25 protein-coding genes and 1 pseudogene are annotated in these 25438 nt (G+C 73.2%); 19 read left to right on the forward strand and 7 right to left on the reverse strand.

Going from position 1 to position 25438, the window contains the following annotated elements; translation table 11 throughout:
* Window positions 1–119: 119 nt before the first annotated feature.
* Genes CKO13_RS02795 through CKO13_RS02815 form a run of 5 tightly spaced genes read left to right on the forward strand, consistent with a single transcriptional unit; the run spans window position 120 to window position 3324 of the window.
* The gene (locus tag CKO13_RS02795) at window positions 120–1193 is read left to right on the forward strand and encodes an RnfABCDGE type electron transport complex subunit D (RefSeq protein WP_200256577.1); all 1074 of its coding nucleotides are present in this window, start codon (window positions 120–122) and stop codon (window positions 1191–1193) included.
* Window positions 1190–1882 (forward strand): electron transport complex subunit RsxG, encoded by a 693-nt coding sequence (rsxG, locus tag CKO13_RS02800; protein ID WP_200256578.1) that lies wholly within the window; start codon window positions 1190–1192, stop codon window positions 1880–1882. The genes CKO13_RS02795 and rsxG overlap by 4 nt, the downstream gene beginning before the upstream one ends.
* The gene (locus CKO13_RS02805; RefSeq protein ID WP_200256579.1) at window positions 1875–2564 is read left to right on the forward strand and encodes an electron transport complex subunit E; all 690 of its coding nucleotides are present in this window, start codon (window positions 1875–1877) and stop codon (window positions 2562–2564) included. Before rsxG ends, CKO13_RS02805 begins: the two co-directional genes overlap by 8 nt.
* Window positions 2561–2851, forward strand: a complete 291-nt coding sequence (locus tag CKO13_RS02810) for an RnfH family protein (protein ID WP_338034564.1) — start codon at window positions 2561–2563, stop codon at window positions 2849–2851. The genes CKO13_RS02805 and CKO13_RS02810 overlap by 4 nt, the downstream gene beginning before the upstream one ends.
* On the forward strand, window positions 2848–3324 hold the full coding sequence (locus CKO13_RS02815) for a SoxR reducing system RseC family protein (RefSeq protein ID WP_200256580.1): 477 nt from the start codon (window positions 2848–2850) through the stop codon (window positions 3322–3324). The genes CKO13_RS02810 and CKO13_RS02815 overlap by 4 nt, the downstream gene beginning before the upstream one ends.
* A gap of 66 nt (window positions 3325–3390) precedes the next feature.
* On the opposite strand, the gene glnA is transcribed toward CKO13_RS02815, so the two are convergent.
* The 3 genes from glnA to CKO13_RS02830 form a co-directional block, all read right to left on the reverse strand.
* Window positions 3391–4806, reverse strand: a complete 1416-nt coding sequence (glnA, locus tag CKO13_RS02820) for a glutamate--ammonia ligase (protein ID WP_200256581.1) — start codon at window positions 4804–4806, stop codon at window positions 3391–3393.
* A gap of 128 nt (window positions 4807–4934) precedes the next feature.
* Window positions 4935–5174 carry a sulfurtransferase TusA family protein gene (locus CKO13_RS02825; protein WP_200256582.1) on the reverse strand — a complete coding sequence of 80 codons (240 nt, stop codon included), beginning with the start codon at window positions 5172–5174 and terminating at the stop codon, window positions 4935–4937.
* 4 nt (window positions 5175–5178) lie between these two features.
* Window positions 5179–6234, reverse strand: a complete 1056-nt coding sequence (locus CKO13_RS02830) for a tRNA (5-methylaminomethyl-2-thiouridylate)-methyltransferase (protein WP_200256584.1) — start codon at window positions 6232–6234, stop codon at window positions 5179–5181.
* A 131-nt stretch (window positions 6235–6365) separates the two neighbouring features.
* Between CKO13_RS02830 and glyQ the strand changes: the two genes are divergently transcribed.
* Genes glyQ through CKO13_RS02850 form a run of 4 tightly spaced genes read left to right on the forward strand, consistent with a single transcriptional unit; the run spans window position 6366 to window position 10656 of the window.
* On the forward strand, window positions 6366–7283 hold the full coding sequence (gene glyQ / locus CKO13_RS02835) for a glycine--tRNA ligase subunit alpha (protein ID WP_420827052.1): 918 nt from the start codon (window positions 6366–6368) through the stop codon (window positions 7281–7283).
* Window positions 7276–9366 carry a glycine--tRNA ligase subunit beta gene (gene glyS, locus CKO13_RS02840; protein WP_200256588.1) on the forward strand — a complete coding sequence of 697 codons (2091 nt, stop codon included), beginning with the start codon at window positions 7276–7278 and terminating at the stop codon, window positions 9364–9366. Before glyQ ends, glyS begins: the two co-directional genes overlap by 8 nt.
* A gap of 10 nt (window positions 9367–9376) precedes the next feature.
* Entirely contained in the window at window positions 9377–9919 is a 543-nt protein-coding gene (gmhB, locus tag CKO13_RS02845; RefSeq protein ID WP_200256590.1) for a D-glycero-beta-D-manno-heptose 1,7-bisphosphate 7-phosphatase, read from the forward strand.
* Window positions 9916–10656 (forward strand): lysophospholipid acyltransferase family protein, encoded by a 741-nt coding sequence (locus CKO13_RS02850; RefSeq protein WP_200256592.1) that lies wholly within the window; start codon window positions 9916–9918, stop codon window positions 10654–10656. The genes gmhB and CKO13_RS02850 overlap by 4 nt, the downstream gene beginning before the upstream one ends.
* 48 nt (window positions 10657–10704) lie before the next feature.
* Here the strand turns inward: CKO13_RS02850 and gyrB are convergent, their stop codons facing one another.
* The 4 genes from gyrB to dnaA all read right to left on the reverse strand — a co-directional run bounded on the left by gyrB (window position 10705) and on the right by dnaA (window position 16927).
* Window positions 10705–13128 (reverse strand): DNA topoisomerase (ATP-hydrolyzing) subunit B, encoded by a 2424-nt coding sequence (gene gyrB / locus CKO13_RS02855; RefSeq protein ID WP_200256594.1) that lies wholly within the window; start codon window positions 13126–13128, stop codon window positions 10705–10707.
* Between the two features lie 64 nt (window positions 13129–13192).
* Entirely contained in the window at window positions 13193–14242 is a 1050-nt protein-coding gene (recF, locus tag CKO13_RS02860; protein ID WP_200256596.1) for a DNA replication/repair protein RecF, read from the reverse strand.
* Between the two features lie 7 nt (window positions 14243–14249).
* Window positions 14250–15353, reverse strand: coding sequence for a DNA polymerase III subunit beta (dnaN, locus tag CKO13_RS02865; protein WP_200256598.1), 1104 nt, complete (start codon window positions 15351–15353; stop codon window positions 14250–14252).
* A gap of 239 nt (window positions 15354–15592) precedes the next feature.
* Window positions 15593–16927, reverse strand: coding sequence for a chromosomal replication initiator protein DnaA (dnaA, locus tag CKO13_RS02870; protein ID WP_200256600.1), 1335 nt, complete (start codon window positions 16925–16927; stop codon window positions 15593–15595).
* 180 nt (window positions 16928–17107) lie between these two features.
* Between dnaA and rpmH the strand changes: the two genes are divergently transcribed.
* From rpmH to CKO13_RS12505, 10 genes and pseudogenes are all read left to right on the forward strand, one after another.
* On the forward strand, window positions 17108–17248 hold the full coding sequence (rpmH, locus tag CKO13_RS02875; protein WP_200256602.1) for a 50S ribosomal protein L34: 141 nt from the start codon (window positions 17108–17110) through the stop codon (window positions 17246–17248).
* A gap of 20 nt (window positions 17249–17268) precedes the next feature.
* The gene (gene rnpA / locus CKO13_RS02880; protein ID WP_200256604.1) at window positions 17269–17637 is read left to right on the forward strand and encodes a ribonuclease P protein component; all 369 of its coding nucleotides are present in this window, start codon (window positions 17269–17271) and stop codon (window positions 17635–17637) included.
* A complete protein-coding gene (gene yidD / locus CKO13_RS02885) occupies window positions 17634–17855 on the forward strand; it encodes a membrane protein insertion efficiency factor YidD (RefSeq protein WP_476702772.1) in 222 nt (73 codons plus the stop codon). Before rnpA ends, yidD begins: the two co-directional genes overlap by 4 nt.
* A 7-nt stretch (window positions 17856–17862) precedes the next feature.
* On the forward strand, window positions 17863–19506 hold the full coding sequence (yidC, locus tag CKO13_RS02890) for a membrane protein insertase YidC (protein ID WP_200256607.1): 1644 nt from the start codon (window positions 17863–17865) through the stop codon (window positions 19504–19506).
* On the forward strand, window positions 19470–20867 hold the full coding sequence (gene mnmE, locus CKO13_RS02895; RefSeq protein ID WP_200256608.1) for a tRNA uridine-5-carboxymethylaminomethyl(34) synthesis GTPase MnmE: 1398 nt from the start codon (window positions 19470–19472) through the stop codon (window positions 20865–20867). The genes yidC and mnmE overlap by 37 nt, the downstream gene beginning before the upstream one ends.
* A 105-nt stretch (window positions 20868–20972) precedes the next feature.
* Window positions 20973–22775, forward strand: a complete 1803-nt coding sequence (gene mnmG / locus CKO13_RS02900; protein WP_338034565.1) for a tRNA uridine-5-carboxymethylaminomethyl(34) synthesis enzyme MnmG — start codon at window positions 20973–20975, stop codon at window positions 22773–22775.
* Window positions 22759–23385 carry a 16S rRNA (guanine(527)-N(7))-methyltransferase RsmG gene (rsmG, locus tag CKO13_RS02905; protein ID WP_200256610.1) on the forward strand — a complete coding sequence of 209 codons (627 nt, stop codon included), beginning with the start codon at window positions 22759–22761 and terminating at the stop codon, window positions 23383–23385. Before mnmG ends, rsmG begins: the two co-directional genes overlap by 17 nt.
* A gap of 47 nt (window positions 23386–23432) precedes the next feature.
* Window positions 23433–24227, forward strand: coding sequence for a ParA family protein (locus tag CKO13_RS02910; protein WP_200256612.1), 795 nt, complete (start codon window positions 23433–23435; stop codon window positions 24225–24227).
* A 33-nt stretch (window positions 24228–24260) separates the two neighbouring features.
* Complete coding sequence (locus CKO13_RS02915; protein ID WP_200256614.1) at window positions 24261–25157, forward strand: ParB/RepB/Spo0J family partition protein; 897 nt, start codon at window positions 24261–24263, stop codon at window positions 25155–25157.
* 85 nt (window positions 25158–25242) lie between these two features.
* Window positions 25243–25438, forward strand: a pseudogene (locus tag CKO13_RS12505) (hypothetical protein); the annotation flags it as partial.

The following is a 25438-nucleotide window of genomic DNA, read 5'->3' on the forward strand; positions in this document are numbered from 1 at the left end:
GCCAAGCGCGCCAAGGCCGCCGCCCGCCGCCAGCGCCGCCGCGGCGGCCAGGGGCAGGGCCAGGGCACGGCGGACGGCCCGGCGCACCCGCCCGCCACGGAGACAGAGGAGGAGTCCCCATGAGCCAGCCCGTCGCCGGCCCTCACACCCGCACGCCCGCGACCATCGGCGGGCTCATGGGCCAGGTGCTGCTCGCCGCGCTACCGGCCACCGCCTTCGGCGTCTGGCTCTACGGCTACCCGGCGCTGCTCCTGCTCCTGCTGACCCTGCTCGCCGCCGTCGCCGGCGAGGCGCTGTGCCTGCGGCTGATGGGCCGGCCGGTGGGCGCCGGGCTGCGCGACGGCTCGGCGCTGGTCGCCGGCTGGATCCTGGCCATGAGCCTGCCGCCGTGGGCGCCGTGGTGGCTCGCTGTCGTCGGCGGGCTCTTCGCGGCGGTGGTGGCCAAGGGGGCCTTCGGCGGCACCGGGCAGAACCTCTTCAACCCGGCCATGGCCGCCCGGGTGGTGCTCCTCGTCGCCTTCCCGGCGCCGATGACCCGCTGGGTGGCGCCGGCGCCGCTGGGCAGCGAGGCCGCCCCAGGCCTCGGCGAGGCGCTGGCGATCACCTTCCTCGGCCGCGCGGACTGGGACGCGGTGACCAGCGCCACGACGCTGGACGCCGCGCGCACCGCCGTCCAGGAAGGGGGATCCCTGGGCGGCGCCCTCGCCGAGCACTTCGACCCCGCGGCGGCCCTCATCGGCCACGGCGCCGGGAGCCTCGCCGAGGGCTCGGCCCTGCTGCTCCTGCTCGGCGGCCTCTACCTCATCGGCCGGCGGGTCGTCGACTGGGACGCCCCCCTGGCCCTGCTGCTGACCCTGGCGGCCCTGGCCGCCGGCTTCCACGCCCTCGAGCCGGCGCGCTACGCCGGCGCCGGCGTCCACCTGCTCTCCGGCGCGACCCTGCTGACGGCCTTCTTCATCGTCACCGACCCGACCACCTCGCCGGCGACGCGCCCAGGGCGGCTGCTCTTCGGCGCCGGCTGCGCCGGGCTCATCTGGCTGGTGCGCACCTACGGCGGCTACCCGGAGGCGGTCGCCTTCGCCGTGCTGCTGATGAACGCCTGCACGCCCCTGATCGACCACTGGGTCCGGCCCCGCATCTACGGCCGCAGCCGCCGCGGCCGCCCCCTGGCGACCCGGGAGGAGCAGCCATGACCACACCCCAGCGGCCGAGCTACCAGCAGCGCACGGCCTACCACGTCACCCTGCTCGGCGCAGTGGCGCTGCTATGCAGCGCCGCCCTGGTCATCGCCGACCTGCAGACCCGCGAGCCCATCGAGGCGGCGCAGCAGCGCCGCCTCGGCGAGAAGCTCGTCCAGGTGCTGCCCATCGAGCGCGTCGAGGCGGCACCGCTCGAGCACGCCGTCGCCCTGGCGGACGGCGAGCGGCGCACCCGCGCCTGGCAGCTGGTCCGCGACGGCCGTGTCGCCGCCGTCGCCGTGGAGCGCATCGGCGCCGGCTACGGCGGGCCGATCCGCGTCCTCGTGGGTATCGACCGCAGCGGGACGATCATCGCCTCCCGCGTGACCGACCACCAGGAGACGCCGGGGCTCGGGGACAAGATCGAGGCCCGGCGCACGGACTGGATCGAGGCCTTCGCCGGCCGCTCGCTGGCAAACACCGCCCCTTCGGAGTGGGCGGTGCGCAAGGACGGTGGGGACTTCGACCAGTTCACCGGCGCCACCATCACCCCGCGCGCCGTGGTCAACGCCGTCCACGAGGCCCTGCGGCTCTTCGAGCGCCAGCGGGCGACGCTCCTCGACCCGGCCACCGCCGAGCGCGAGGCGCCGCTGCAGGTCCGCATCGACCCCCACGGCAAGGAGGGAGGTAGCCCCGATGGCTGAAGGCGCAAGCGCAAGCGCGACCGCCCCCCCGGCCCCGCCCGGGCGCTGGCGGCGCATCGCCCGCGACGGGCTGTGGGCGAACAACGTCGTCCTCACCCAGCTCCTGGCGCTGTGCCCGCTGCTGGCGGTGACCGCCACCGCCACCAACGGCCTCGGCCTGGGGCTGGCCACCATCGCGGTCATGGTCGGCTCGGGGACGCTCGTCGCGGCGCTGCGGGGGCTGATCACGGCCCCGGTACGGATCCCGGTCTTCATCCTCCTGATCGCGACCCTCGTGACCCTGGTGGACCTGTTCATGCAGGCCTACCTCAACGACCTCTACCAGTCGCTGGGGCTGTTCATCCCGCTGATCGTCACCAACTGCGCCATCCTCGGCCGCGCCGAGGCCTTCGCCGCGCAGCGGCCGCCCGGCGAGGCGGCCTTCGACGGCCTCATGATGGGCCTGGGCTTCACCCTGGTGCTGGTCGTCCTCGGCGGGGTGCGCGAGCTCCTCGGCTCCGGTACCCTGTTCAAGGACGCCTCGCTGCTGCTCGGCGAGGCCTTCGGCTTCCTCGAGGTGACGCTGATCGAGGCCGAGCCGGTCTTCCTGCTGATGCTCCTGCCGCCCGGGGGCTTCCTCGCCCTGGGGTTCCTGATGGCCGGCAAGCGGGTCCTCGAGCAGCGCCTGGGAGGCCAGCCGTGAGCGCGGAAGAGGGGATCCGGGTCTCCGTGGCCTACGTCGAGGACGGCGCGCACTTCTGGCGGACGCTCGATCTGCCCGCCGGGACGACGGCCCGGGAGGCCGCCGAGCGCTCCGGTGTGCAGCGGTGCTTCCCGCGGGCGGATCCGCAGGCGTGCCAGCTCGGTGTCTTCGGCAAGCCGGTCTCGCCCGAGCGCCCCCTGGAGGGCGGCGAGCGCGTGGAGCTCTACCGCCCGATCACCGCCGATCCGGAGACCGTCCCCCGCAACGACCGGGAGGAGCCCGAGTGAGCGAGGAGTGCCTGGAGCGCGAAGCGGTGGTGGCCGAGGTCGCCGGCGACCGGGCCCGCGTGGTCGCCGACCGGCCGAGCTTCTGCGGCGCCTGCAAGGCCCAGGGCGCCTGCGGCGCGCAGCTGCTCGACCGCGGCCGCGGACGGCAGGGCGTGTGGGTGGACAACGCCGTCGGCGCCCGCCCCGGCGAGGCCGTGCTCGTCGGCATCGGCCCCGGCGCGCTGCTCGGCGCCGCCGCGACGGCGTACCTCCTGCCCCTGGCGGGGCTCATCGGGGGGGTGGTGGCGGCCGACGCTGCCCTCGCCGCCTCGACGCCCGCCACCGCCGGCGCCGCCGCCGGGGGGCTGGGGCTCGGGCTGCTCGCCGCCCGCACCGTCACCCGGCGCTGGCGCGGCCTCCACCGCCTGCGGATCGAGCGCCGCGCCTCCCCCGACGTGCCCGCCACGCCTTCGCCGTCCAACAAAAAGGGGTGACAGCCCGCAGGCCGCCACCCCTCGCGCACCCCCGCCGGCGCCGCCAGGCGCCGGCATGGGGAGGGCCTAGACGCTGTAGTAGAGGTCGAACTCCACCGGGTGGGTGGTCATGCGCAGCCGCGTGACCTCCTCCGTCTTGAGCTCGATGTAGGCGTCGATGAGATCGTCCGAGAAGACCCCGCCCTGCTTGAGGAACTCCCGGTCGTTGTCGAGCGCCTCGAGCGCCGCGTCGAGCTGGAAGGCCACCTTCGGGATGTCCTGCTCCTCCTCCGGCGGCAGGTCGTAGAGGTTCTTGTCCATCGCCTCGCCGGGGTGGATCTTGTTGCGGATCCCGTCGAGCCCGGCCATGAGCATCGCCGCGAAGGCCAGGTAGGGGTTGCCCGTCGGGTCCGGGAAGCGCACCTCGATGCGCCGCGCCTTGGGGTTGGCCACGTACGGCACCCGCACCGCCGCCGAGCGGTTGCGCGCCGAGTAGGCGAGCAGCACCGGCGCCTCGAAGCCCGGCACCAGGCGCTTGTAGCTGTTCGTCGAGGCGTTGGCGAAGGCGTTGATCGCCCGGGCGTGGTGGATCACCCCGCCGATGTAGTAGAGCGCCTCCTCCGAGAGCCCGCCGTACTGGTCGCCGGCGAAGATGTTCTTGCCGCCCTTGGAGACCGACTGGTGGACGTGCATGCCGCTGCCGTTGTCGCCGACCAGCGGCTTGGGCATGAAGGTGGCCGTCTTGCCGTAGGCGTGGGCGACGTTGTGCACGCAGTACTTGAGGGTCTGCAGCTCGTCGGCCTTGCGCACCAGCGTGCGCGCCGCCGTGCCGATCTCGCCCTGCCCGGCGGTGGCTACCTCGTGGTGGTGGACCTCGGTCTCCAGGCCCATCTCCTCCATCGCCTGGCACATCGCGCCGCGCAGGTTGCTCAGCGAGTCCACCGGCGGGACGGGGAAGTAGCCGCCCTTGACGCCGGGGCGGTGGCCGATATTGCCGTCTTTGTAGACGCGCTCGGAGTTCCAGGTCGCCTCCTCGGAGTCGACCTGGTAGAAGGCGCCGTGGATATCCGCCCCCCAGCGCACGTCGTCGAAGATGAAGAACTCCGGCTCGGGGCCGAACAGAGCGCTGTCGCCGACGCCCGTGGAGGCAAGGTACGCCTCGGCGCGCTTGGCCACCGAGCGCGGGTCGCGGTCGTAGCCCTGCAGCGTGCTCGGCTCGAGGATGTCGCAGGTGAGGTTGAGGGTCGGCGTGTCGGCGAAGGGGTCCAGGACCGCGGTCTGCGGCTCCGGGAGCATAATCATGTCCGACTCCTGGATCCCCTTCCAGCCGTCGATCGAGGAGCCGTCGAACATCTTGCCGTGCTCGAACAGGTCCTCGTCGATCTGGCCCGCCGGCACGGTGACGTGCATCTCCTTGCCGCGGGTGTCCGTGAAGCGCAGGTCCACGAACTTCACGTCCTCGTCCTGGATCAGCTGGAGTACGTCCTCTGCAGTCGTCGCCATAGGGTGTCAGCCTCCGCGTTGGAAGTTTCTCGGGCGCCCCATCGTGGTGCAGCGCCCCATAGGCGGGCCTTATTGTGGGGCATTTCCGGCGCCGGCGCATCTCCTCCCCGCCGGAGCGGCACCCTGGCCTAGGCGGACGCCCCCCCGCCCACGCGCACCAGGAGGTAGACCTCGCCGTCGCGCTCCTCGCTGCTCAGCACGGCGTGGCCGTGGACGCGGCACCAGGCGGGGATGTCCTGGAGGGCGCCGGGGTCCGTGGCGTAGACCGCCAGCTCGTCGCCGGCGGCGAGCTTCGCCACGGCCGCCTGGACGCGGATCACCGGCATGGGGCAGAGGAGGTTGCGGCAGTCGAGGCTCGTGCGGGCCATGGCGCTAGCCGATGTACCACTCGGCGGGGACCGCCTGGGGGGCGAGGGGAGTGACGCTCAGCCGCTGCGGGGCGCCGTCGGGCTCGGCGGCCTCGAGCTCCACGGACTCGGCGTTGCGCCCCGCGGAGAAGCGCGCCACCAGGCGGGCGGCGAGCGCCAGGTCGCCCTCCTCGAGGGTGCCGTCGAGCAGGGCGATGGGGCCGCCGCAGCTGACCGTGCGCAGGTGCGGGTAGCGGCGCCGGTAGCCCTCGAGGAAGCGGGTCTCGCCCTCCTCGCGGGCGATGATCAGCTTCAGGTGCGGGCGCGGGCGCAGGTGGCGGCCGACCTTGAGGAGCATGATGTCGTCGAGGTCGTAGTTCTTGGCGCCGCGGGCCCGCCACAGGTCGGCGAGCTTGGCGGAGTAGCTCGCGTCGGTGAGGAAGCAGCACCCGCCGGCCGGCTGCGCCCACGTCTCGATGCCGAGGCGCTCGGCCAGGGCCATCTGCGGCTTGCGCGAGCGGCCGTGGAAGCCGTGGAGGCGCTCGCGGTCCACCCAGCCCATGCGCTCGGGCAGGGTCGGCTCGAGCCGGCGCGCCGACAGCGGCCGCAGGAGGCGGTCCTCGGCCTCGGACTCCGCGGAGACCACGGGCAGGTACTTGGCCCGCTGCGACTTGGGGCGCTGGCCGACGACCTCGCCGGTGACGATGAAGTCGAAGCCGTGGGCCTCCATCCACTCCCGCGCCTTGCGCACCATGAAGACCTTGCAGTCGAGGCAGGGATTGAGGTTGGCGCCGTAGCCGTGGCGGGGGTTGGTCAGGACCTCCTTGTACTCCTCGACGACGTCCTCGATGTGCAGGGGGATGCCGAGCCGCTCGGCCACCCAGAGGGCGTTGTTGCCGCTCCCCTGGCGCTCCTCCGCCCTCTTGTCGGCGCGGATGGCGTGGGTGTGCCCCTCGACGCAGAAGCCGGTGAAGAAGTTGATCCCCTCGACGTGGACCCCCTGCTCCTGCACCACGCGGGCGGCGAGCATGGAGTCGAGGCCCCCGGAGATCAGGGCAACGGCCTTGGGTTGCTCGGTCATCGCGCCTCGCCTCTTCGGATGGACCGTCCTGATTCTACCAAACTGGCCGGCCGGGCCCGTGCAACCGCCCCCGGCAGCCCGCTATACTGCGCGGCTACCGTGCAGAAGCGCCGGGCTCGATGGAGGCAAGCTTGTCCGACCGACCGCAGGATTTCCAGGGGCTCATCCTCAGCCTACAGGCCTACTGGGCCGAGCAGGGCTGCGTCGTCCAGCAGCCGCTGGACATGGAGGTGGGGGCGGGCACCTTCCACCCCGCCACCTTCCTCCGCGCCATCGGCCCGGAGCCGTGGTACGCCGCCTACGTGCAGCCCTCCCGCCGGCCGACCGACGGGCGCTACGGCGAGAACCCCAACCGGCTGCAGCACTACTACCAGTACCAGGTGGTGCTCAAGCCCTCGCCCGACGACTTCCAGGAGCGCTACCTCGGCTCGCTGCAGCGGCTCGGCATCGACCCGCTCGTCCACGATATCCGCTTCGTCGAGGACGACTGGGAGTCCCCCACCCTCGGCGCCTGGGGCCTGGGCTGGGAGGTGTGGCTCAACGGCATGGAGATCTCCCAGTTCACCTACTTCCAGCAGGTCGGCGGCCTCGACTGCCGGCCGGTGATGGGGGAGATCACCTACGGGCTCGAGCGCATCGCCATGTACCTGCAGGACGTCGAGAGCGTCTTCGACCTCGTCTGGACCCGCACCGAGGCCGGCCCGGTGACCTACGGCGACGTCTACCTGCAGAACGAGCGCGAGCAGTCGGCGTACAACTTCGAGCAGGCGCCGGTGGCGTGGCTGCGCGAGGCCTTCCAGACCCACGAGCGCGAGTGCCAGCGCCTCGTCGAGATCGGCCTGCCCCTGCCGGCCTACGAGCAGGTCCTCAAGGCCTCGCACACCTTCAACCTGCTCGACGCCCGCGGGGCGATCTCCGTGACCGAGCGCCAGGGCTACATCCTGCGGGTGCGCGACCTCGCCCGCGCCGTGGCCCAGGCCTACTACGCCGCCCGCGAGGCGCTCGGCTTCCCGATGCTGCCCAGCGCCAAGGAGGAGACCCATGGCTGAGCGCCGGCCGCTGCTCATCGAGATCGGCACCGAGGAGCTCCCGCCCCGCGCCCTGCGCCGGCTGATGGACGCACTGCACCGCGAGCTCGTCGAGGAGCTCGCGCAGGCCCGCCTCGAGCCCGGCGAGGCCCGGGCCTTCGCCACGCCGCGGCGGCTGGCCGTGCGCGTCGACGCGCTCGCCGTGCGCCAGGCCGACGAGCCCATCGAGCGGCTCGGGCCCAAGGTGGAGGCCGCCTACGACGCGGCCGGCGCCCCCACCAAGGCCGCCGAGGGCTTCGCCCGCTCGTGCGGCGTCGGCCTTGAGGCCCTCGAGGTGGCGGAGACCGACAAGGGACAGCGCCTCGCCTGGCGCGGGGTGCAGCCGGGCGAGGCGGCGACCGGGCTGCTGCCCGGGCTCGTCGAGGCCGCCCTCGAGCGCCTCCCCATCCCCAAGCGCATGCGCTGGGGCAGCGGCGAGGTCGTCTTCGTCCGCCCCGTCCACTGGGTGGTGGCGCTGCTCGGCGATGCCGTCGTCCCCGGCGAGATCCTCGGGATCCCCTGCGGGCGGACCACCTACGGCCACCGCTTCCACGGCGACGCCGGGGCGGGCATCGAGCTGGGCGGCCCCTACGACTACGAGGGGCGCCTGCACGACGCCGGCTGCGTGGTGGCCGACTTCGACGAGCGCCGCCGGCGGGTCGAGGCGGGGATCCACCGCGAGGCGGCGGCCGCCGGCGGCACGGCGGTCGCCGACGACGCCCTGCTCGACGAGGTCACGGGGCTGGTGGAGTGGCCCGTGGCCATCTCGGGGAGCTTCGACCGGCGCTTCCTCGAGATCCCCGAGGAGGCGCTGATCGCGAGCATGCAGGGGCACCAGCGCTGCTTCCCCGTGCGCGGCGAGGCGGGGGCGCTCGAGCCCCGGTTCATCGCCGTGGCCAACATCGAGAGCCGCCGGCCGGAGGAGGTGCGCCGCGGCAACGAGCGGGTCATCCGCCCGCGGCTGGCCGACGCCGAGTTCTTCTGGCAGCAGGACCGGCGCCGCTCCCTGGCGGCGCGGCTCGAGGCCCTCGAGGAGGTGGTCTTCCACCGCCGCCTCGGCAGCCTGCGCGCGCGCAGCGAGCGCCTCAGCGCCCTCGCCGGCGAGCTCGCCCGGCGGCTCGGCGTCGATGAGACGGCCGCCCGGCGCGCCGGGCTGCTGGCCAAGTGCGACCTGGTCACCGAGATGGTCGACGAGTTCCCCGAGCTGCAGGGGATCATGGGGGGGCACTACGCCGCCCAGGACGGCGAGGGCGAGGCCGTCGCCGCCGCCATCCGCGAGCACTACCGGCCGGCTTTCGCCGGCGACGAGCTGCCCGGCACCGCCGTGGGGCAGGTCGTGGCGATCGCCGACCGGATCGACATGCTCGTCGGCATCTTCGCCGCCGACGGCCCGCCCTCGGCCGAGAAGGACCCCTTCGGGCTGCGCCGGGCGGCCATCGGGCTGCTGCGCTGCCTGATCGAGGCCGGCCACGCCATCGACCTGCGCGCCCTCGCGCAGCTCGCCGCGGCGCAACTGCCGGAGGGCGAGGGGGTCGACCCGCAGGGGGCGCAGGAGCAGGTGCTGGGCTTCTGCCACGAGCGGCTGCGGGGGTACTACCTCGACAGCGGCTACGCCCCGGAGCTCTTCGAGGCGGTGGCGGCCGCCTCGCCGAGCTCGCCGCTCGACGCGCAGCGGCGGATGCAGGCGTGCGCCGCCTTCTGGCAGCGCCCGGAGGCGCAGACCCTCGCCGGCGCCCACAAGCGCATCCGCAACATCCTGCGCCGCGCCGAGGCCGTGGCGCCGGTGGCGCCGGAGGCGGTGGAGAGCGGCCCGGAGCCGGCCGAGCAGGCCCTCGCCGAGGCCCTGCGCCGGCAGTGGGGGCAGGCGCAGCCGCTGATCGAGGCCGGCGACTACGCCGCGGCCCTCGGCCACCTCGCGGAGCTGCACACGGCGGTGGACCGCTTCTTCGACGAGGTGCGGGTCATGGTCGACGACCCGGCGCTCCACCGCCGGCGCCTGCAGCTGCTCGGCGCCGTGCGCGACGCCTTCAGCAGCGTCGTCGACCTCGCCTACCTGCCGGGCTGAGGGGGCGGGCGTGCACTGGGTGATCCTCGACCGGGACGGGGTGGTCAACCACGACTCCGAGGCCTTCATCCGCGCCCCGGAGCAGTGGCACCCCATCCCCGGCAGCCTCGAGGCCATCGCGGCGCTCACCCGCGAGGGCTGGCGCGTCACCGTGGCGACGAACCAGTCGGGGATCGCCCGCGGGCTGCTCGACGAGCCCACCCTCGAGCGGATCCACGCCCGCCTGCAGGCCGCCGTGGCGGCGGCCGGGGGCCGGATCGAGGCCATCGCCTACTGCCCCCACGGCCCCGACGCGGGGTGCCCCTGCCGCAAGCCCCGGCCGGGGCTCTACCGCCAGCTCGCCGCGCGCCTCGGCGCCGGGCTCCAGGGCGTGCCGGTGATCGGCGACTCGCAGCGCGATCTCGAGGCCGCGCGCGCCGTCGGCGCCCGGCCGATCCTGGTGCGCACCGGCAAGGGCGAGCAGACCCTCGCGGCCGGCGAGGGGCGTATCGAGGAAGTCTATCCGGATCTCGCGCAGGCAGCGCGAGCCCTGCAAGAGGAGGAGCACCATTGAGCCGCGGCTACACGGCACGGGAGTGGATCGGCAGCCTGCTGCACTGGCTCGTCATCGTCGTCAGCGCCCCCTTATGGGCGCTAGCCAGCCTGACGACCTGGCCCCTGAGCTACCCGGTGCGCTACCGGGTCACCATCGGCTGGGCGCACCTGGTGATCCGCTCCTTCGAGCTCCTCTGCGGCGTGCGCTACCGGATCGAGGGCCTCGAGAACATCCCCGCCCAGCCGGCCGTGGTGATGGCCAAGCACCAGTCGGTCTGGGAGACCCTCGCCCTGGCGCGCTGGTTCCGGCCGCAGACGTGGGTCCTCAAGCGCTCCCTGCTCCGGATCCCCTTCTTCGGCTGGGGGCTGCGCCTGCTCGAGCCCATCGCCATCGACCGCCAGAGCGCGGCCGCCGCGCGCCAGGAGGTCCTGCGCCAGGGCGTGGATCGGCTCCAGCGCGGGCGCTGGGTGGTCGTCTTCCCCGAGGGGACGCGGATGCCGCCGGGCCAGAAGGGCCGCTACCGCTCCAGCGGCGCCGAGGTGGCCCAGCGCGCCGGCCGCCCCGTGGTGCCGGTGGCCCACAACGCCGGGGCCCTCTGGCCGCGGGACGGCCTGCTCCGGCGCTCGGGCACCCTGGAGGTGCGCATCGGCCCGCCGATCCCCACCGAGGGGCGCAGCCCGGCGGAGGTGACCGCCGAGGTGGAAGCGTGGATCGAGGCGCGCATGGCCGAGCTGCCCCAGCGCGCCGGCTCCTAGCCACTCCCCCTGGCGCCCGGCCCGAATGCGCCGCCTTCCCCGGGCTAGCTAGACGTCGAGGTTGGCGACGGCCAGGGCGTTGCGCTCGATGAACTCCCGGCGCGGCTCGACGTGGTCGCCCATCAGGGTGGTGAAGATCTCGTCGGCGGCGACGGCGTCGTCGATGGTCACCCGCAGGAGCCGGCGCGTCTCCGGGTTCATCGTCGTCTCCCAGAGCTGGTCCGGGTTCATCTCGCCGAGGCCCTTGTAGCGCTGGATCGACTGCCCGCGCTTGGCCTCCTCCATGAGCCAGTCGACCGCCTCCCGGAGGCTGCCCACCGGCTGGCGCCGCTCACCGCGGCGGATCTCGCCGCCCCCCTGGAAGAGCCCCTCGAGCAGCTGCGCCAGGCCCTTGAGGGTCTCGTACTCGGCGGAGAGGAAGAACTGCGGGTTGAACCGGTAGGGGTGGTGGATGCCGTGCAGGCGGCGGGTGATGACCCCCTCCTGGAAGCCGCCGTCGGGGCCGCGCTGGAGCTCGAGCCGGTAGTGGGTCCCGGCCTCCGCGCCCGCGTTGAGCCGCTCGACGAGCTCGCCGAGCCAGGCGGACATGCGCTCGGCGTCGGTGATGTCGTCCTCGCCGAGCGGCGCCAGGGCGGTCATCTGCTCGAGGATGCGCGGGTCCCAGCGCCGCGATACGTTGTCGATGAGCTCCATGGCCTCGAAGTAGCGCCGCGCGAGGCGGCCGAGGGCCTCGCCGCTGACCGGCGGCGCCCCGCCGCCCGGCTCGAGCACGGCGCCGTCGAGGGCCATCTCGAGCAGGTACTCGGTGAGCTCGCGCTCGTCCTTGACGTAGTGCTCCTGCTTGCCGCGGCGGATCTTGTAGAGCGGCGGCTGGGCGATGTAGACGTAGCCGCGCTCGACGAGCTCGCGCATCTGCCGGTAGAAGAAGGTCAGCAGCAGGGTGCGGATGTGCGAGCCGTCGACGTCGGCGTCGGTCATGATGATGATGCGGTGGTAGCGGACCTTCTCGGGGTCGAAGTCGTCCCGGCCGATGCCGCAGCCGAGGGCGGTGATCAGGGTGCCGACCTCCACCGAGGAGAGCATCTTGTCGAAGCGGGCCTTCTCGACGTTGAGGATCTTGCCCTTGAGCGGCAGGATCGCCTGGGTCCGCCGGTCGCGGCCCTGCTTGGCCGAGCCGCCGGCGGAGTCGCCCTCGACGAGGTAGAGCTCGGAGCGGGAGGGGTCCCGCTCCTGGCAGTCGGCGAGCTTGCCCGGCAGCCCGGCGACGTCGAGGGCGTCCTTGCGCCGGGTCATCTCCCGCGCCTTGCGCGCCGCCTCCCGGGCGCGGCACGCCTCGAGGACGCGCTCGGCGATGGCCCGCGCCTCGCCAGGGTGCTCGGCGAGGAAGGTCTGCAGCGACTCGGCGAGCAGCGACTCGACGGCGCCCTTGACCTCGGAGGAGACGAGCTTGTCCTTGGTCTGCGAGGAGAACTTCGGGTCCGGCGCCTTGACGGAGATCACCGCGGTCAGGCCCTCGCGCACGTCCTCGCCGCTCGGCGTCGACTTGAGGCGCTTGAGGTAGCCCTCGGCGTCGAGGTAGTGGTTCAGGGTCCGGGTGAGCGCCCCGCGGAAGCCGGCGAGGTGGGTGCCGCCGTCGCGCTGCGGGATGTTGTTGGTGAAGCAGAAGATATTCTCCTGGTAGGAGTCGTTCCACTGCATGGCGATCTCGACGCCGATCCCCTCCCGCCAGGCGCTGATGTAGAAAACACTCGGGTGCAGCGGCGTCTTGTTGCGGTTGAGGTGCTCGACGAAGGCGCGGATCCCGCCGGCGTACTCGAAGGTATCCTCCTTCTCGGTGCGCTCGTCCTTGAGGGCGATCCGCACCCCCGGATTGAGGAAGGAGAGCTCGCGGAAGCGCTTGGCGAGGATGTCGTAGTTGAGCTGCGTGTCGCTGAAGACCGCCTCGGAGGGCTTGAAGGTGATCCGGGTGCCGCTGCCCTGGGTCTCGCCGACCGTCTTCAGGGGGGTCACGGGGTCGCCGTCGCGGTACTCCTGGACGTGGACCTTGCCGTTGCGCTCGATGACGAGCCGCAGCCGCTCGGAGAGGGCGTTGACCACCGAGACGCCGACGCCGTGGAGCCCGCCGGAGACCTTGTAGGAGTTGTGGTCGAACTTCCCGCCGGCGTGGAGGACGGTCATGATGACCTGGGCGGCGGGGACCCCCTCCTCGGCGTGCAGATCGACGGGCACGCCGCGGCCGTTATCCGTCACCGTGACCGACTGGTCCGCGTGCAGGGTGACCGCGATCTCGCTGCAGTAGCCGGCGAGGGCCTCGTCGATGGCGTTGTCGAGGACCTCGAAGACCATGTGGTGGAGGCCGGTGCCGTCGTCGGTGTCCCCGATATACATCCCGGGGCGCTTGCGCACGGCGTCGAGGCCGCGCAGCACCTGGATGCTCTCGGAATCGTACTGCGGCGTCATCTCCGTGGTCATCGATCGATAGCCCTCTCCGACGGGTCGCGCACTGGCGCGTAATCCTGTGGACACTAAAGCGCCATTATACCATCGGGGCGAGGGCGCCATCTTGGGCGCAGTACCAGCGGCCGCCGGCCAGGGCCTCGGGCAGGGACGCCCGGGAGATGCTCGTCAGCACGAGCTGGACCGGATCCGCCGTCACGGTCTCGAGCACGCCCGCCAGGTGGCGAGGATCGAGCTCGGCGGCCAGGTCGTCGATCAGCAGCAGCGGCGTGTGGCCCAGCGCCCGCCACAGGCGGACCTCGGCGATCAGCAGCGCCAGGACGACGAGCTTCTGCTGCCCGCGCGAGAGGGCGTCCCGGGCCGGCACCCGGGCGACGCTGAAGTGCAGGTCGGCGCGGTGGGGCCCCTGGCCGGTCACGCCGTGCTCCCGGTCCCGCTCCCACGCCTCGTCGAGGAGATCGCGCCAGGGCCGCTCCCGACCCCCGCCGCGGTGGTACGCCAGGGAGAGCTCGCTGACCCCGCTCCAGCGCTGGCTCAGCTCCCGCCAGAGCGGCTCGAGCCGCGCCACGAAGTCGGCGCGGTGGCGGTCGACCTCCTCGGCGTAGGCGGCGAGGAGGGGGCGCCACGCCGCCTCGGCGCGGCGATCACCGGTGCGCAGCGCGGCGTTGCGCTGGCGCAGGGCGTGGTCGTAGCGCGCCGCGGCCTGCCGGTACCGGGGTTCCACGTGGAACGTCCCCCAGTCCAGGAACTGCCGCCGGACCCGGGGGCCGTCGAGGAGCAGGCGCTGGTGCTCGGCGTTGACCACCTGCACGGGCAGGCGCTCGGCGATGGCGGAGCGGGCGGGGGCGTCGGCGCCGTTGAGCCGCAGCCGGGTGGCCCCGGCCCGGCGCTCGGCGCCGATGCGCTCCCCGCGGTGCCGGCCGACGACGCGGGCGGTGGACGCCCCCCAGCGGACCATGCGGTCGAGGCGGTGGGTCCGGAAGGAGCGGGCCCGGCTGAGGAAGTAGAGGGCCTCGAGGAGGCTCGTCTTCCCGGCCCCGTTGCCGCCGAGGACGACCGTGACGTGCGGGTCGAGCTCGTAGCGGGCATCGCGGAGGTTGCGGAAGCCCTCGAGCGCCAGGCTCTCCATGGCGGGCCTAGAGGCGCATCGGCATGATCACGTAGCGGACCTGATCGTTGCCCTCGGGCCGCAGCAGCGCGCTGCTGCTGGCGTCCGTCAGGGTGATGTGGACCCGCTCGGTCCCCATGGCGCCGAGGGCGTCGAGGAGGTAGTTGGCGTTGAAGCCGAGCTCCACGGGCTGGCCGTCGAACTCGACGTCGAGCTCCTCCTCGGCCTCCTCCTGCTCCGGGTTGTGGGAGGCGACCCGGAGCCGGCCCGCCTCCACGGTCAGGCGCACCCCGCGGTACTTCTCGTTGGAGAGGATCGCCACCCGGGTCAGGGTCTGGCGCAGGGCCTGGCGCTCGACGTAGAGGTTCTGCTCCCCGCCGCTGGGCAGGACGCGCTGGTAGTCGGGGAACTGGCCGTCGATGAGCTTCGAGGTCAGCTGGACCCCCTGGGCCTGGACCTGGATGTGGTTCTCCCCGAAGCGGACCGTGGCCGGCTCCTCCTCCTCGTCGAGGAGGCGGAGGATCTCGTGGACCCCCTTGCGGGGGACGATGACCTGGCGCGGCTCGTGGAGCTCGATGGGGACCTGGGTCTCGGCGAGGGCGAGGCGGTGGCCGTCGGTGGCCACTGCGCGGGCCCCGCGGCTATTGACCTCCATGAGCAGGCCGTTGAGGTAGTAGCGCACGTCGTGCTGCGCCATGGAGAAGTGGGTGCGCTCGATGAGCCGGCGCAGCTCGACGCGGGGGAGCTCGAGGCCCTCGGCATCGCCGATGGAGTCGATCTCGGGGAACTCCTCGGCCGGCAGGGTCGCGAGGGAGAAGCGGCTCTTGCCGGCCCGGAGGGTGGCCCGGTCCCCCTCGACGGCGAGCTCGATGGTGGCCCCCTCCGGGAGGTTACGGCAGATATCGAGCCACTTCCGGGCGGGGAGGGTGATCGCCCCCGAGGCGGTGACGCTGCAGGCCGCCCAGGTGATCAGCTCGACCTCGAGGTCGGTGGCGGTCAGCCGGATGGTGTCGTCGCCGCTCGCCTCGACCCGGATATTGCCGAGCACGGCCAAGGTCTGGCGCCGCTCGACGACACCGGCGATGGCCTGGAGCGCTGCGGTGAGGGTCTCGCGTTGGATCTCGAAGCGCATTGGTCTCCCCTAGCACGGTTATCATCATGGGACAGTCTTTAGAGACTGTTGTTACTAAGGCCCGCTAAAGCTGTGCAAAATGGACTTAAGATGCTGATTAAAAGGTAAAAATAGAGGTGGATATCTTGTGGAAAACGCCTGGATAAGATGTGGGCGGATTTACGCCGCGCTCTTCTCCCCAGCTTGCTAACATCTCTCCACAGGGTTTTCCACAGGGTTTTCCACAGGCGCCCGCCGCCTCAGCTGCTCAGGGTCCTCAGCAGGTTCTCGTAGTCCTCGGCGATGCGGCTGTCGCTGTCCATCAGCTCCCGGATCTTGCGGCAGGCGTGGAGGACGGTGGAGTGGTCCCGGCCGCCGAAGGCGTCGCCGATCTCCGGCAGCGAGTGCGAGGTCAGCTCCTTGGCGAGGACCATCGCCATGTGGCGCGGCCGGGTCACGGCGCGGCTGCGGCGCTTGGAGAGGAGGTCGCCGACCCGGATCTTGTAGTAGGCGGCGACGGTCTTCTGGATGTTGTCGATGGTGACTAGCTTGTCCTGCAGGGCGAGGAGGTCGCTCAGCGCCTCCTTGGCGAAGCCGACGTCGACGCTCCGCCCCGTGAACTGCGCGTTCGCCGTGATCCGCCGCAGGGCGCCCTCGAGCTCGCGGACGTTGGAGCGCAGCCGCTTGGCGACGAAGAAGGCGACCTCATCGGGGAGGTCGATGCCGTCGCGGACCGCCTTGCTCTTGAGGATGGCGACCCGGGTCTCGAGCTCGGGGGGCTCGATGGCCACCGTCAGCCCCCAGCCGAAGCGCGACTTGAGCCGCTCCTCGAGGCCGCTGACCTCCTTGGGGTAGCGGTCGCAGGTCATGATCACCTGCTGCTCGCCCTCGAGCAGGGCGTTGAAGGTGTGGAAGAACTCCTCCTGGGAGCGCTCCTTGCCGGCGAAGAACTGGATATCGTCGATGAGCAGGGCGTCGAGGTTGCGGTAGTGGCGCTTGAAGTCGTTGATGGTGTTGTGCTGCAGGGCCCGGACCATCTCGGCGACGAAGCGCTCCGAGTGCAGGTAGACCACCCGGGCGTCCGCGTCGAGGTTGCGGATCTCGTTGCCGACGGCGTGCATGAGGTGCGTCTTCCCGAGGCCGACGCCGCCGTAGAGGAAGAGGGGGTTATAGGAGCCGCCGGGGTTCTCCGCGACCTGCATGCTCGCCGCCCGGGCGAGCTGGTTCGACTTGCCCTCGACGAAGCTCGTGAAGGTGAAGTTGGGGTTGAGGTTCGTCTCGGTGATCGGCGGCCGGTGCGCCTTGCGCTCCTCCGCGGCGCCGGCGGGGGCGGTCTCGAGGTCGGAGGCCGCCGAGGAGCCCACCTCGAACTCGAGCCGCGGCGGCGCCTCGGCGGCCGACTCCTCGAGCAGCTCCTGGATGCGCTCCGCGAAGTTGTCCCGGACCCAGTCGAGGACGAAGCGGTTGGGAGCGAACAGGCGCAGGACGCCGTCGGCGTGCTCCGCCTGGAGGGGGCGTAGCCAGGTGTTGAGCTGCTGCTCCGAGAGCTCGCGCTCGAACTGGCGTAGGCAGACGCTCCACAAGGGGGCCTCCATAAGGGGGATCACCTCACGGCACTGCTGAGAAGAAGGGTCGGGGAGCCCGGGGGGAGTCAGTCTAATGACGGGTCGGGGAGTTATCCACAGGCGATTGACAGCCCCTCGATGCGCAAGTAGATTCGCGGCTCACTGGCCGGAAGACGGCCTTACCCTCCTGACCGGTGACGAGTTATAGCCATGAAGCGGACTTACCAACCGAGCAACGTCAAGCGCAATCGCACCCACGGCTTTCGGGCACGGATGGCGACCCGCGGCGGCCGGCAGGTCCTCAAGCGGCGCCGGGCCAAGGGCCGCAAGCGCCTCTGCCCCCGGGCCTGACTCCCCTAGCGCTCGCCGCAGTGGCGGCGGACCAGTCCTTTCCGCCGAGCGCCCGGCTGCTCCGCCGCAGGGAGTACGAGCGGGTGCTCCGGGCGCCGCAGTGGCGCGCCTCGAACCGCTGCCTCCGCGTCGCGGTGCGCAGCAATGAGCTAGGACGGCCGCGGCTCGGCATCGCGGCCCCGAAGCGCGCCGTCCGCCGGGCGGTCGACCGGAGCCGCGCCAAGCGGCTGATCCGCGAGGGGTTCCGGGTCGAGGCGGCCACGCTGCCGAGCGTCGACATCGTGGTCGGTGTCAAGCGGGACGCCGCCTGGACGGGCAACCCCGCCCTCTTCGCCGCGCTGCACGAGCTTTGGGAGCGGCTGCGATGCGCCTCGCTCGACACCTCTTGATCGCCCTGATTCGGGGGTATCAGTACACGGTCAGCCCCCTCCTGGGACCGCGCTGCCGGTTCCTGCCGACCTGCTCCGACTACGCGGCGCAGGCGGTCGCCGAGCACGGCCCGCTGGCCGGGATCGGCCTGGCCGCTCGCCGCGTGGCCAAGTGCCACCCCTGGCATCCCGGCGGGATCGACCCGGTGCCGGGGCGTCGAGATCGTTCACAAGGGTAGAGCCCCCATGGAGAACCAGCGTCTCATCCTGTTGATCGCCCTCGCCGGTATCGGCCTTATGCTCTACTTCTCCTGGGAGCGGGAGCAGATGGAGCCGGCGCAGGAGCCCGTCGCCGCCGAGGAGTCGGCGGCCGCCGCCGAGGCCCCCGCGAGCCCGGGGCGCACGGGGGCGCCGGGAGGCCAGGCGGCGCCGGCAGGCTCGGGGCAGGCCGCGCCCCAGGCGCAGGGGGGCGGCGGCCCCCGCGTGGAGGTCGAGACGGACCTGCTGAGCGTCGAGATCAGCGCCCGGGGCGGGGATATCCGGCGGGTCGAGCTGCTCGAGCACCTCAAGGAGGCCGGCGGCTCCGAGCCCTACCGGCTGATGGGCGACTCGGGCGAGCCGTTCTACATCGCGCAGTCGGGGCTCAGCGGCGCCGAGCTGGCCCCCGGGCGGGAGGCGCGCTTCCAGGTGGCCTCGGAGTCCTACGAGCTCGGCCCGGACCAGGAGGAGCTCGAGGTGCCGCTGGTCTGGTCCAAGGACGGCATCGAGGTCCGCAAGGTCTACACCTTCCACCGGGACAGCTACCTCGTCGACGTGCGCCACGAGGTGCGCAACGCCTCGGGGGAGCAGTGGCGCGGCTTCCAGTACCTGCAGCTGCGCCGCCAGCCTGACCCGGCGGGGATGACCCCCTGGTACATCCGGACCTTCACCGGCGGCGCCCTCTACACGCCGGAGGAGCAGTTCAGCCGCATCCCCTTCGACGAGATGGCGGAGAGCAACCTCTCCAAGGACGTCACCAACGGCTGGGGCGGCATCCTCCAGCACTACTTCATCGGCGTCATCATCCCCGAGCGTGACGTCGCCCACCGCTTCTACACGCGCAGCCTCCCCAACGAGACCTACGTCCTCGGGGCCTCCTCGCCCTGGCTCGAGGTGCCGGCGGGGGAGAGCGGGCAGGTGACGAACCGCCTCTACGTGGGGCCGAAGGAGCAGGACCGGCTCACGGCCATCGACGCCCAGGACCTGCGCCTGACCGTCGACTACGGCTTCCTGACCATCCTCGCCAACCCGCTGTTCTGGGCCCTCGACAAGGTCCAGGACGTGGTCAAGAACTGGGGCGCGGCGATCATCGTGCTGACCCTGCTGATCAAGCTCGCCTTCTACAAGCTCTCGGCGATCAGCTACCGCTCCATGGCGAAGATGCGCAAGGTCCAGCCGAAGATGCAGGAGATCCGCGAGCGCTACGCCGACGACCGGCAGCAGATGAACCAGGCGCTCATGGAGCTCTACAAGAAGGAGCAGATCAACCCGCTCGGCGGCTGCCTGCCGATCCTGGTCCAGATCCCGGTCTTCATCGCCCTCTACTGGGTCCTGCTCGAGAGCGTGGAGATCCGCCACGCGCCGTTCATGCTCTGGATCCAGGACCTGTCGAGCCGGGACCCGTACTTCATCCTGCCGCTGCTCATGGGCGCCACCATGCTGCTGCAGATGCGGCTGAACCCGCCGCCGGTGGACCCGATCCAGAAGCGGGTGATGCAGGTGCTGCCCTTCGTCTTCACCGGCTTCTTCATGCTCTTCCCGGCCGGCCTGGTACTCTACTGGCTGACCAATAACCTCCTGTCGATCGCCCAGCAATGGCACATCATGCGCAGCGTGGAGAAGGCCGCGTAGACAGCATCTTCGCCGCGGCGACACCCCCGGGGCGCGGGGGGGTCGCCGTGATCCGCCTCTCCGGGCCCGAGGCCCGGGCCATCGCCGGGCGGCTGACCGGGGCGCTCCCCCCGCCGCGCCAGGCCCAGCTGCGCGCCTTCCGCGACCCCGCCGGCGGCGAGGTGCTTGACCGCGGGATCGTGCTCCTCTTCCCCGCGCCGGCCTCCTACACCGGCGAGGACGTCGTCGAGCTGCAGGGCCACGGCGGCCCGGCCGTCGTCCGCTCCCTGCTCGACGCCCTGCGCCGGGCCGGCGGGCGCCTGGCGCAGCCGGGGGAGTTCACCGAGCGGGCCTTCCTCAACGGCCGCATGGACCTGAGCCAGGCCGAGGGCGTCGCCGCCCTGATCGAGGCCGATAGCGAGGCGGCCCGCCGGGCGGCGATGCGCTCCGTGGAGGGCGCCTTCGGCCAGCGCGTGGCCGAGCTCGGCGCGGCCCTGGCCGATCGGCGGGCGCGCCTCGAGGCCGGGCTCGACTTCCCCGACGAGGAGGAGCCCGCCGAGGCGGGGCAGGCCGCCCTCGCCGATGACCTCGACCGCCTCCGCGAGCAGCTCGGCGAGATCCGGGCGCGGGCCGGCGCCGGCTGGCGCCTCTCCCAGGGGCAGCGGGTCGCCCTCGTGGGGCCGCCGAACGCCGGCAAGTCGAGCCTGCTCAACGCCCTGACCGAGAGCGAGGCGGCGATCGTCGCCGCGACGCCGGGGACGACCCGGGACGTGATCCGGGAGACGGCGCGGGTCGCGGGCCAGGCGCTCGAGCTGCTCGATACGGCCGGGCTGCGGCCGGCGGCGGAGCAGGAGGAGGTCGAGCGCGAGGGCGCCCGCCGGGCGCGCGCCTCGGCGGAAGGGGCGGACGCGCTCCTCCTCGTGGTCGAGGAGGGGGCGGCGCCCGGCCCCGAGGCCGAGGAGATGGCGCTGAGCCGCCCGGAGCGCCCGGTCCTGCTGATCCGCAACAAGATCGACCGCTCCGGGCGCCCCCCGGGGCTCGGGGAGGAGCCGCTCGGCGGGCGGCCGGTGACCGCCGCCGCCGTGAGCGCCCACACCGGCGCCGGCCTGGAGGCGGTGCGGGAGTGGCTCGAGGCGAGCCTGCAGGCGGCGGCGGGGGCCGAGGAGCCCTGGGCGGCCCGGGAGCGCCACCTCGAGGCCCTCGCCGACGCCGAGCAGGCGCTGGGCGAGGCCCGCCGGCTCGCCGGCGACGGCGAGGCCCTCGAGGACCTGGTCGCCGACGCCCTGCGCCGGGCGCAGCAGCGCCTCGGGGCGATCACCGGGGCCGTGAGTTCGGAGGACCTGCTCGACCGCATCTTCTCCTCCTTCTGCATCGGCAAGTAGCGGCGGGCGCGGCGGGCGCACGGTTCCACGTGGAACAGCGTGGAGCCGCGCTACGGTTCCACGTGGAACCACCCCGGGGGAGGGGGCCGATCCGAGACGGCGCTCGTGACCCACAGCCTCGAGGCCGTGGGGGCCCTGTCGTGCAACCCGGCCATCGGCGGGATCGGCAAGGGCCACCTGGTGCGCGAGATCGACGCCCTCGGCGGGGTGATCGGCCGGGCGGCCGACGCCGCGGCGATCCAGGCCCGGGTGCTGAACCGCCGCAAGGGGCCGGCGGTCCAGGCGACCCGCATCCAGGCCGACCGCGGCGCCTACGCCCGCGCCGTGCGGCAGGCCCTCGAGCAGCAGCCGCGGCTGACCCTGCTCCAGGATGCGGTCGAGGCCCTGGTGCTCGAGGCGGGACGCTGCACCGGGCTGCGGACCGGCAGCGGGGCGGCGCTGGCCGGCGCGGCGGTGGTGCTGGCCACGGGGACCTTCCTCGGCGGCCGGATCCATATCGGCGGGGAGCAGTACGCGGCGGGGCGGGCCGGCGATCCGGCGGCCGAGCGCCTCGCCGAGCACCTGCGCAGCCTCGGCCTGGGCATCGGGCGGATGAAGACCGGCACCCCGCCGCGGATCGACCGGCGCAGCGTCGACCTGCAGCGGCTCGACATCCAGTGGGGGGAGGCGCCGCGGCCGCGCTTCTCGCCCTTCGCCGAGGCGGGGGAGGGGCTCCCGGACCGGCCCTGCTACGTGACGGCGACCACGCCCGAGACCCACGAGCGCATCCGTGGGGCGCTCGATCAGTCGCCGATGTACACCGGCGCCATCGACGCCGTCGGCCCGCGCTACTGCCCCTCCATCGAGGACAAGGTCGTCCGCTTCGCCGACCGCGACCACCACCAGGTCTTCCTGGAGCCGGAGGGCGTCGACGCCGAGGAGCTCTACCCCAACGGGATCTCCACGGGGCTGCCGTACCCGGTCCAGGAGGCCATGGTCCGGTCGATGCCGGGGCTCGAGGCGGCGCGGATCACGCGAGCGGGCTACGCCATCGAGTACGACTACGCCGATCCGCGGGGGCTGCAGCCGTGGCTCGAGAGCCTCGCCGTGGGCGGGCTCTACCTCGCCGGGCAGATCAACGGCACCACGGGCTACGAGGAGGCCGCCGCCCAGGGGCTGATCGCGGGCCTGAACGCCGCCCGGGCGGTCCAGGGCCGTGAGCCGTGGTTCCCGACCCGCAGCGAGGCGTACATCGGGGTGCTCATCGACGACCTCGTGAGCGCCGGCGTGACCGAGCCGTACCGGATGTTCACCAGCCGCGCCGAGCACCGCCTGCGGCTGCGCTGCGATAACGCCGATCAGCGGCTGACGCCGAGGGGGCGCGAGCTCGGGCTGGTCGGGGAGGCGCACTGGGCGCGCTTCGCCCGCTACCAGGAGGCCCTGGAGGCCGAGCGGGCCCGCCTCGAGGGCACCCGCGTCCAGCCGGAGGCGCTCGGCGCCGAGCAGGAGCGGCGGCTCGGGGGGCCGCTGCGCCGCCCCCAGAGCCTCTTCGACCTGCTCCGGCGCCCGGAGCTGCGGTATGCGGACGTCCTCGCCATCGGCGGCCTCGCCGAGGCCGGCGCCGGCGAGCGCGTCGGGGCGCAGCTGGAGATCGAGGCGCGCTACGACGGCTACCTCGACCGCGAGGAGGCGGAGAAGCGCCGGCACGCCCGCTACGCCGGGGTGCCCATCCCGGCCTCGTGCGACTTCGCCGCGGTGCCGGGCCTCTCCACCGAGGCCCGGGAGCGCCTGCAGCAGGCCCGGCCGGCGACGGTCGGCGACGCCGCCCGCCTGCCCGGGATCACGCCGGTGGCCGTCTCCCTGCTGCTCGTCCACCTGCGCCGTCTCGGCAAGCTCCGCCGGGCCCAGGGCCATGAAGACGCCGCCTGAGCGCCTCGCCGACGGGCTCCGGGCGCTGGGCCTCGAGCTGGCGGAGGCGCAGCGCGAGCGCCTGCTCGCCTACCTGGACCTCCTCCAGCGCTGGAACCGCGCGTATAATCTCACCGCGGTGCGCGATCCGGCGGCGATGGTCGAGCGCCACCTGCTGGACAGCCTGGCGATCGCCCCCTACCTGCCCCCGGGTGCGCTCCTCGACCTGGGCAGCGGCGGGGGGCTGCCCGGCGTGCCGCTGGCCATCGCCGAGCCCCGGCGGCCCGTCACCCTGCTCGATCGCTCCGGCAAGAAGGTGCGGTTCCTGCGCCAGTGCCGGCTCGAGCTCGGGCTGGAGGGCGTCGAGGTGGTGCAGGGGGACGCCAGCGCGGGGGGCGAGGCCCGCTTCGAGGTAGTCACCGCCCGCGCGGTGGCCCCCCTCGCGACCCTGATCCCGATGGCGGCGCCCCGGCTGCGCCCCGGCGGCGAGCTCCTGGCCCACAAGGGCGAGCGGGTGGCGGAGGAGCTCGCCGAGCTGCCCGAGGGGGTGGCGGCGGCGCTCGAGCGCCACGAGCTGCCCGGTGCCGGGGGGGACGGGCGCTCCATACTGATACGTTATCGTCGCGATTAGGAATGGGCCGGGGCGTCGCGCTACGCCGGCCGACGCAGGAGAGGGCAATGGCTCGGATCATCGCTGTGACCAACCAGAAGGGCGGGGTGGGGAAGACCACCAGCTGCATCAACCTCGCGGCCAGCCTCGCCGCGGGCGGCAGATCGGTGCTGCTCATCGACCTCGACCCCCAGGGCAACGCCACCGTCGGCGCCGGGCTCGACAAGCGCGAGGCCGCCCCGACGGTCTACGAGGCCCTGACGGGGGCGGTCGAGCTCGCCGAGGCCGTCCACCCCCTCGAGGAGGCGGGCTTCGACATGGTCCCGGCCAACGGCGACCTGACGGCGGCGGAGGTCGAGCTCCTCGAGGCCGGGGACCGGCAGCAGCGGCTGCGCCGGACGCTCGAGGCGGCCGCGGCGGAGTACGGCTACATCCTGATCGACTGCCCCCCCTCGCTGAACATCCTGACGGTCAACGCCCTCGTCGCCGCCCACGGCGTGCTGATCCCGATCCAGTGCGAGTACTTCGCCCTCGAGGGGCTGACGGCGCTGCTCGATACGGTCCGCGGCGTGCAGGCGAGCGCCAACCGGGCGCTGGTCATCGACGGGCTCCTGCGCACGATGTTCGATGTGCGCAATAATCTGGCGAACCAGGTGAGCGAGCAGCTCGAGGCGCACTTCGGGGCGCAGGTCTTCCGGACCGTGATCCCGCGCAACGTCCGCCTCGCCGAGGCGCCGAGCCACGGCCTGCCCGCCGTCGCCTACGACCGCAGCTCCCGGGGGGCCCTGGCGTACCGGGCGCTGGCCAACGAGATGGAGCGCCGCCACCGCGGCGAGGCGCCGAGCGGCGCCACGACGGCGTAGACCACGGACCGACGCAGACACGAAGGCGAGAGCATGGCAGCGAAGAGACGCGGACTGGGGCGGGGGCTCGACGCCCTGCTCGGCGACGATCCCAAGGCGGCGGCCGCGAGCGGCGATCCGGAGGGCGGTAGCAGCCTCTGCGAGCTGCCGGTCGACCTGCTCGAGCGCGGCCCCTACCAGCCGCGGCGGACCTTCGACGAGCAGGCGCTCGGCGAGCTGGCGGACTCGATCCGCGCCCAGGGGGTGGTCCAGCCCCTGGTGGTGCGGCCCGACGGCGAGGGGCGCTACCAGATCATCGCCGGCGAGCGGCGCTGGCGCGCGGCGCAGCTCGCCGAGATCGAGCGGGTCCCGGCGATCGTCCGGGAGATGCCCGACGAGGCGGCCGTCGCCATCGCCCTGATCGAGAACCTCCAGCGCGAGGACCTCAACCCCCTCGAGGCGGCCACGGCCCTGCGCCGGCTCATCCACGAGTTCGGGCTCTCGCACCAGGCGACGGCCGAGGCGGTGGGGCGCTCGCGGACCAGCGTGACCAACCTGCTGCGCCTGCTCGAGCTCAACGAGGACGTCCAGCGCCTCGTCGGGGAGGGGCACCTGGAGGCCGGCCACGCCAAGGCCCTCGCCGGCCTCGAAGGCCGCGCCCAGAGCGAGGCGGCGGCCCGGGTGGCCCGGGAGCAGCTCTCGGTGCGCCAGACCGAGCAGCTCGTCCGCCGCCTCCAGCAGGCGCAGGGCGAGGGCGAGGAAGCCCGCGAGGCGCAGGAGGGCGGCCCGGGGGGCGCCGACCCGGACGTCGAGCGGCTCCAGGAGCACCTCGCCGAGCGCCTCGGCTCCCCCGTCGATATCCAGCACAGCCGGCGCAAGGGCGGCGGGCGGCTGGTCATCCGCTACAGCAGCCTCGATGAGCTCGACGGCATCCTCTCCCGCATCAACTAGGCGGCCCCCGGGCCGCCCCGGCATTTGACCCGGTGGGGGAGAAGGGCTAGACTCCGCCCCTTTCGAGCGTCCGAGGGCTGCGCCCGTGCGTGACTCCCCAGCGCTGAACGCCGGCTTCGAGCCCCAGGGCTATTGGCGCACGCGTGCGCCCGCGGTGCGGGTGGTCCTCCGGCTGCTCCTCGCCCAAGCGGCGGTCGGGCTCGCCGCCGCCGCCGTCTGGCTCCTGGCGGCCGGGGCCTCGGCCGCCGCTTGGGCGAGGAGCAGCCGGAGGACCACCCGCA

Origin of the sequence: Halorhodospira neutriphila (assembly GCF_016584055.1) — a bacterium.
Classification (GTDB): Bacteria; Pseudomonadota; Gammaproteobacteria; order Nitrococcales; family Halorhodospiraceae; genus Halorhodospira; species Halorhodospira neutriphila.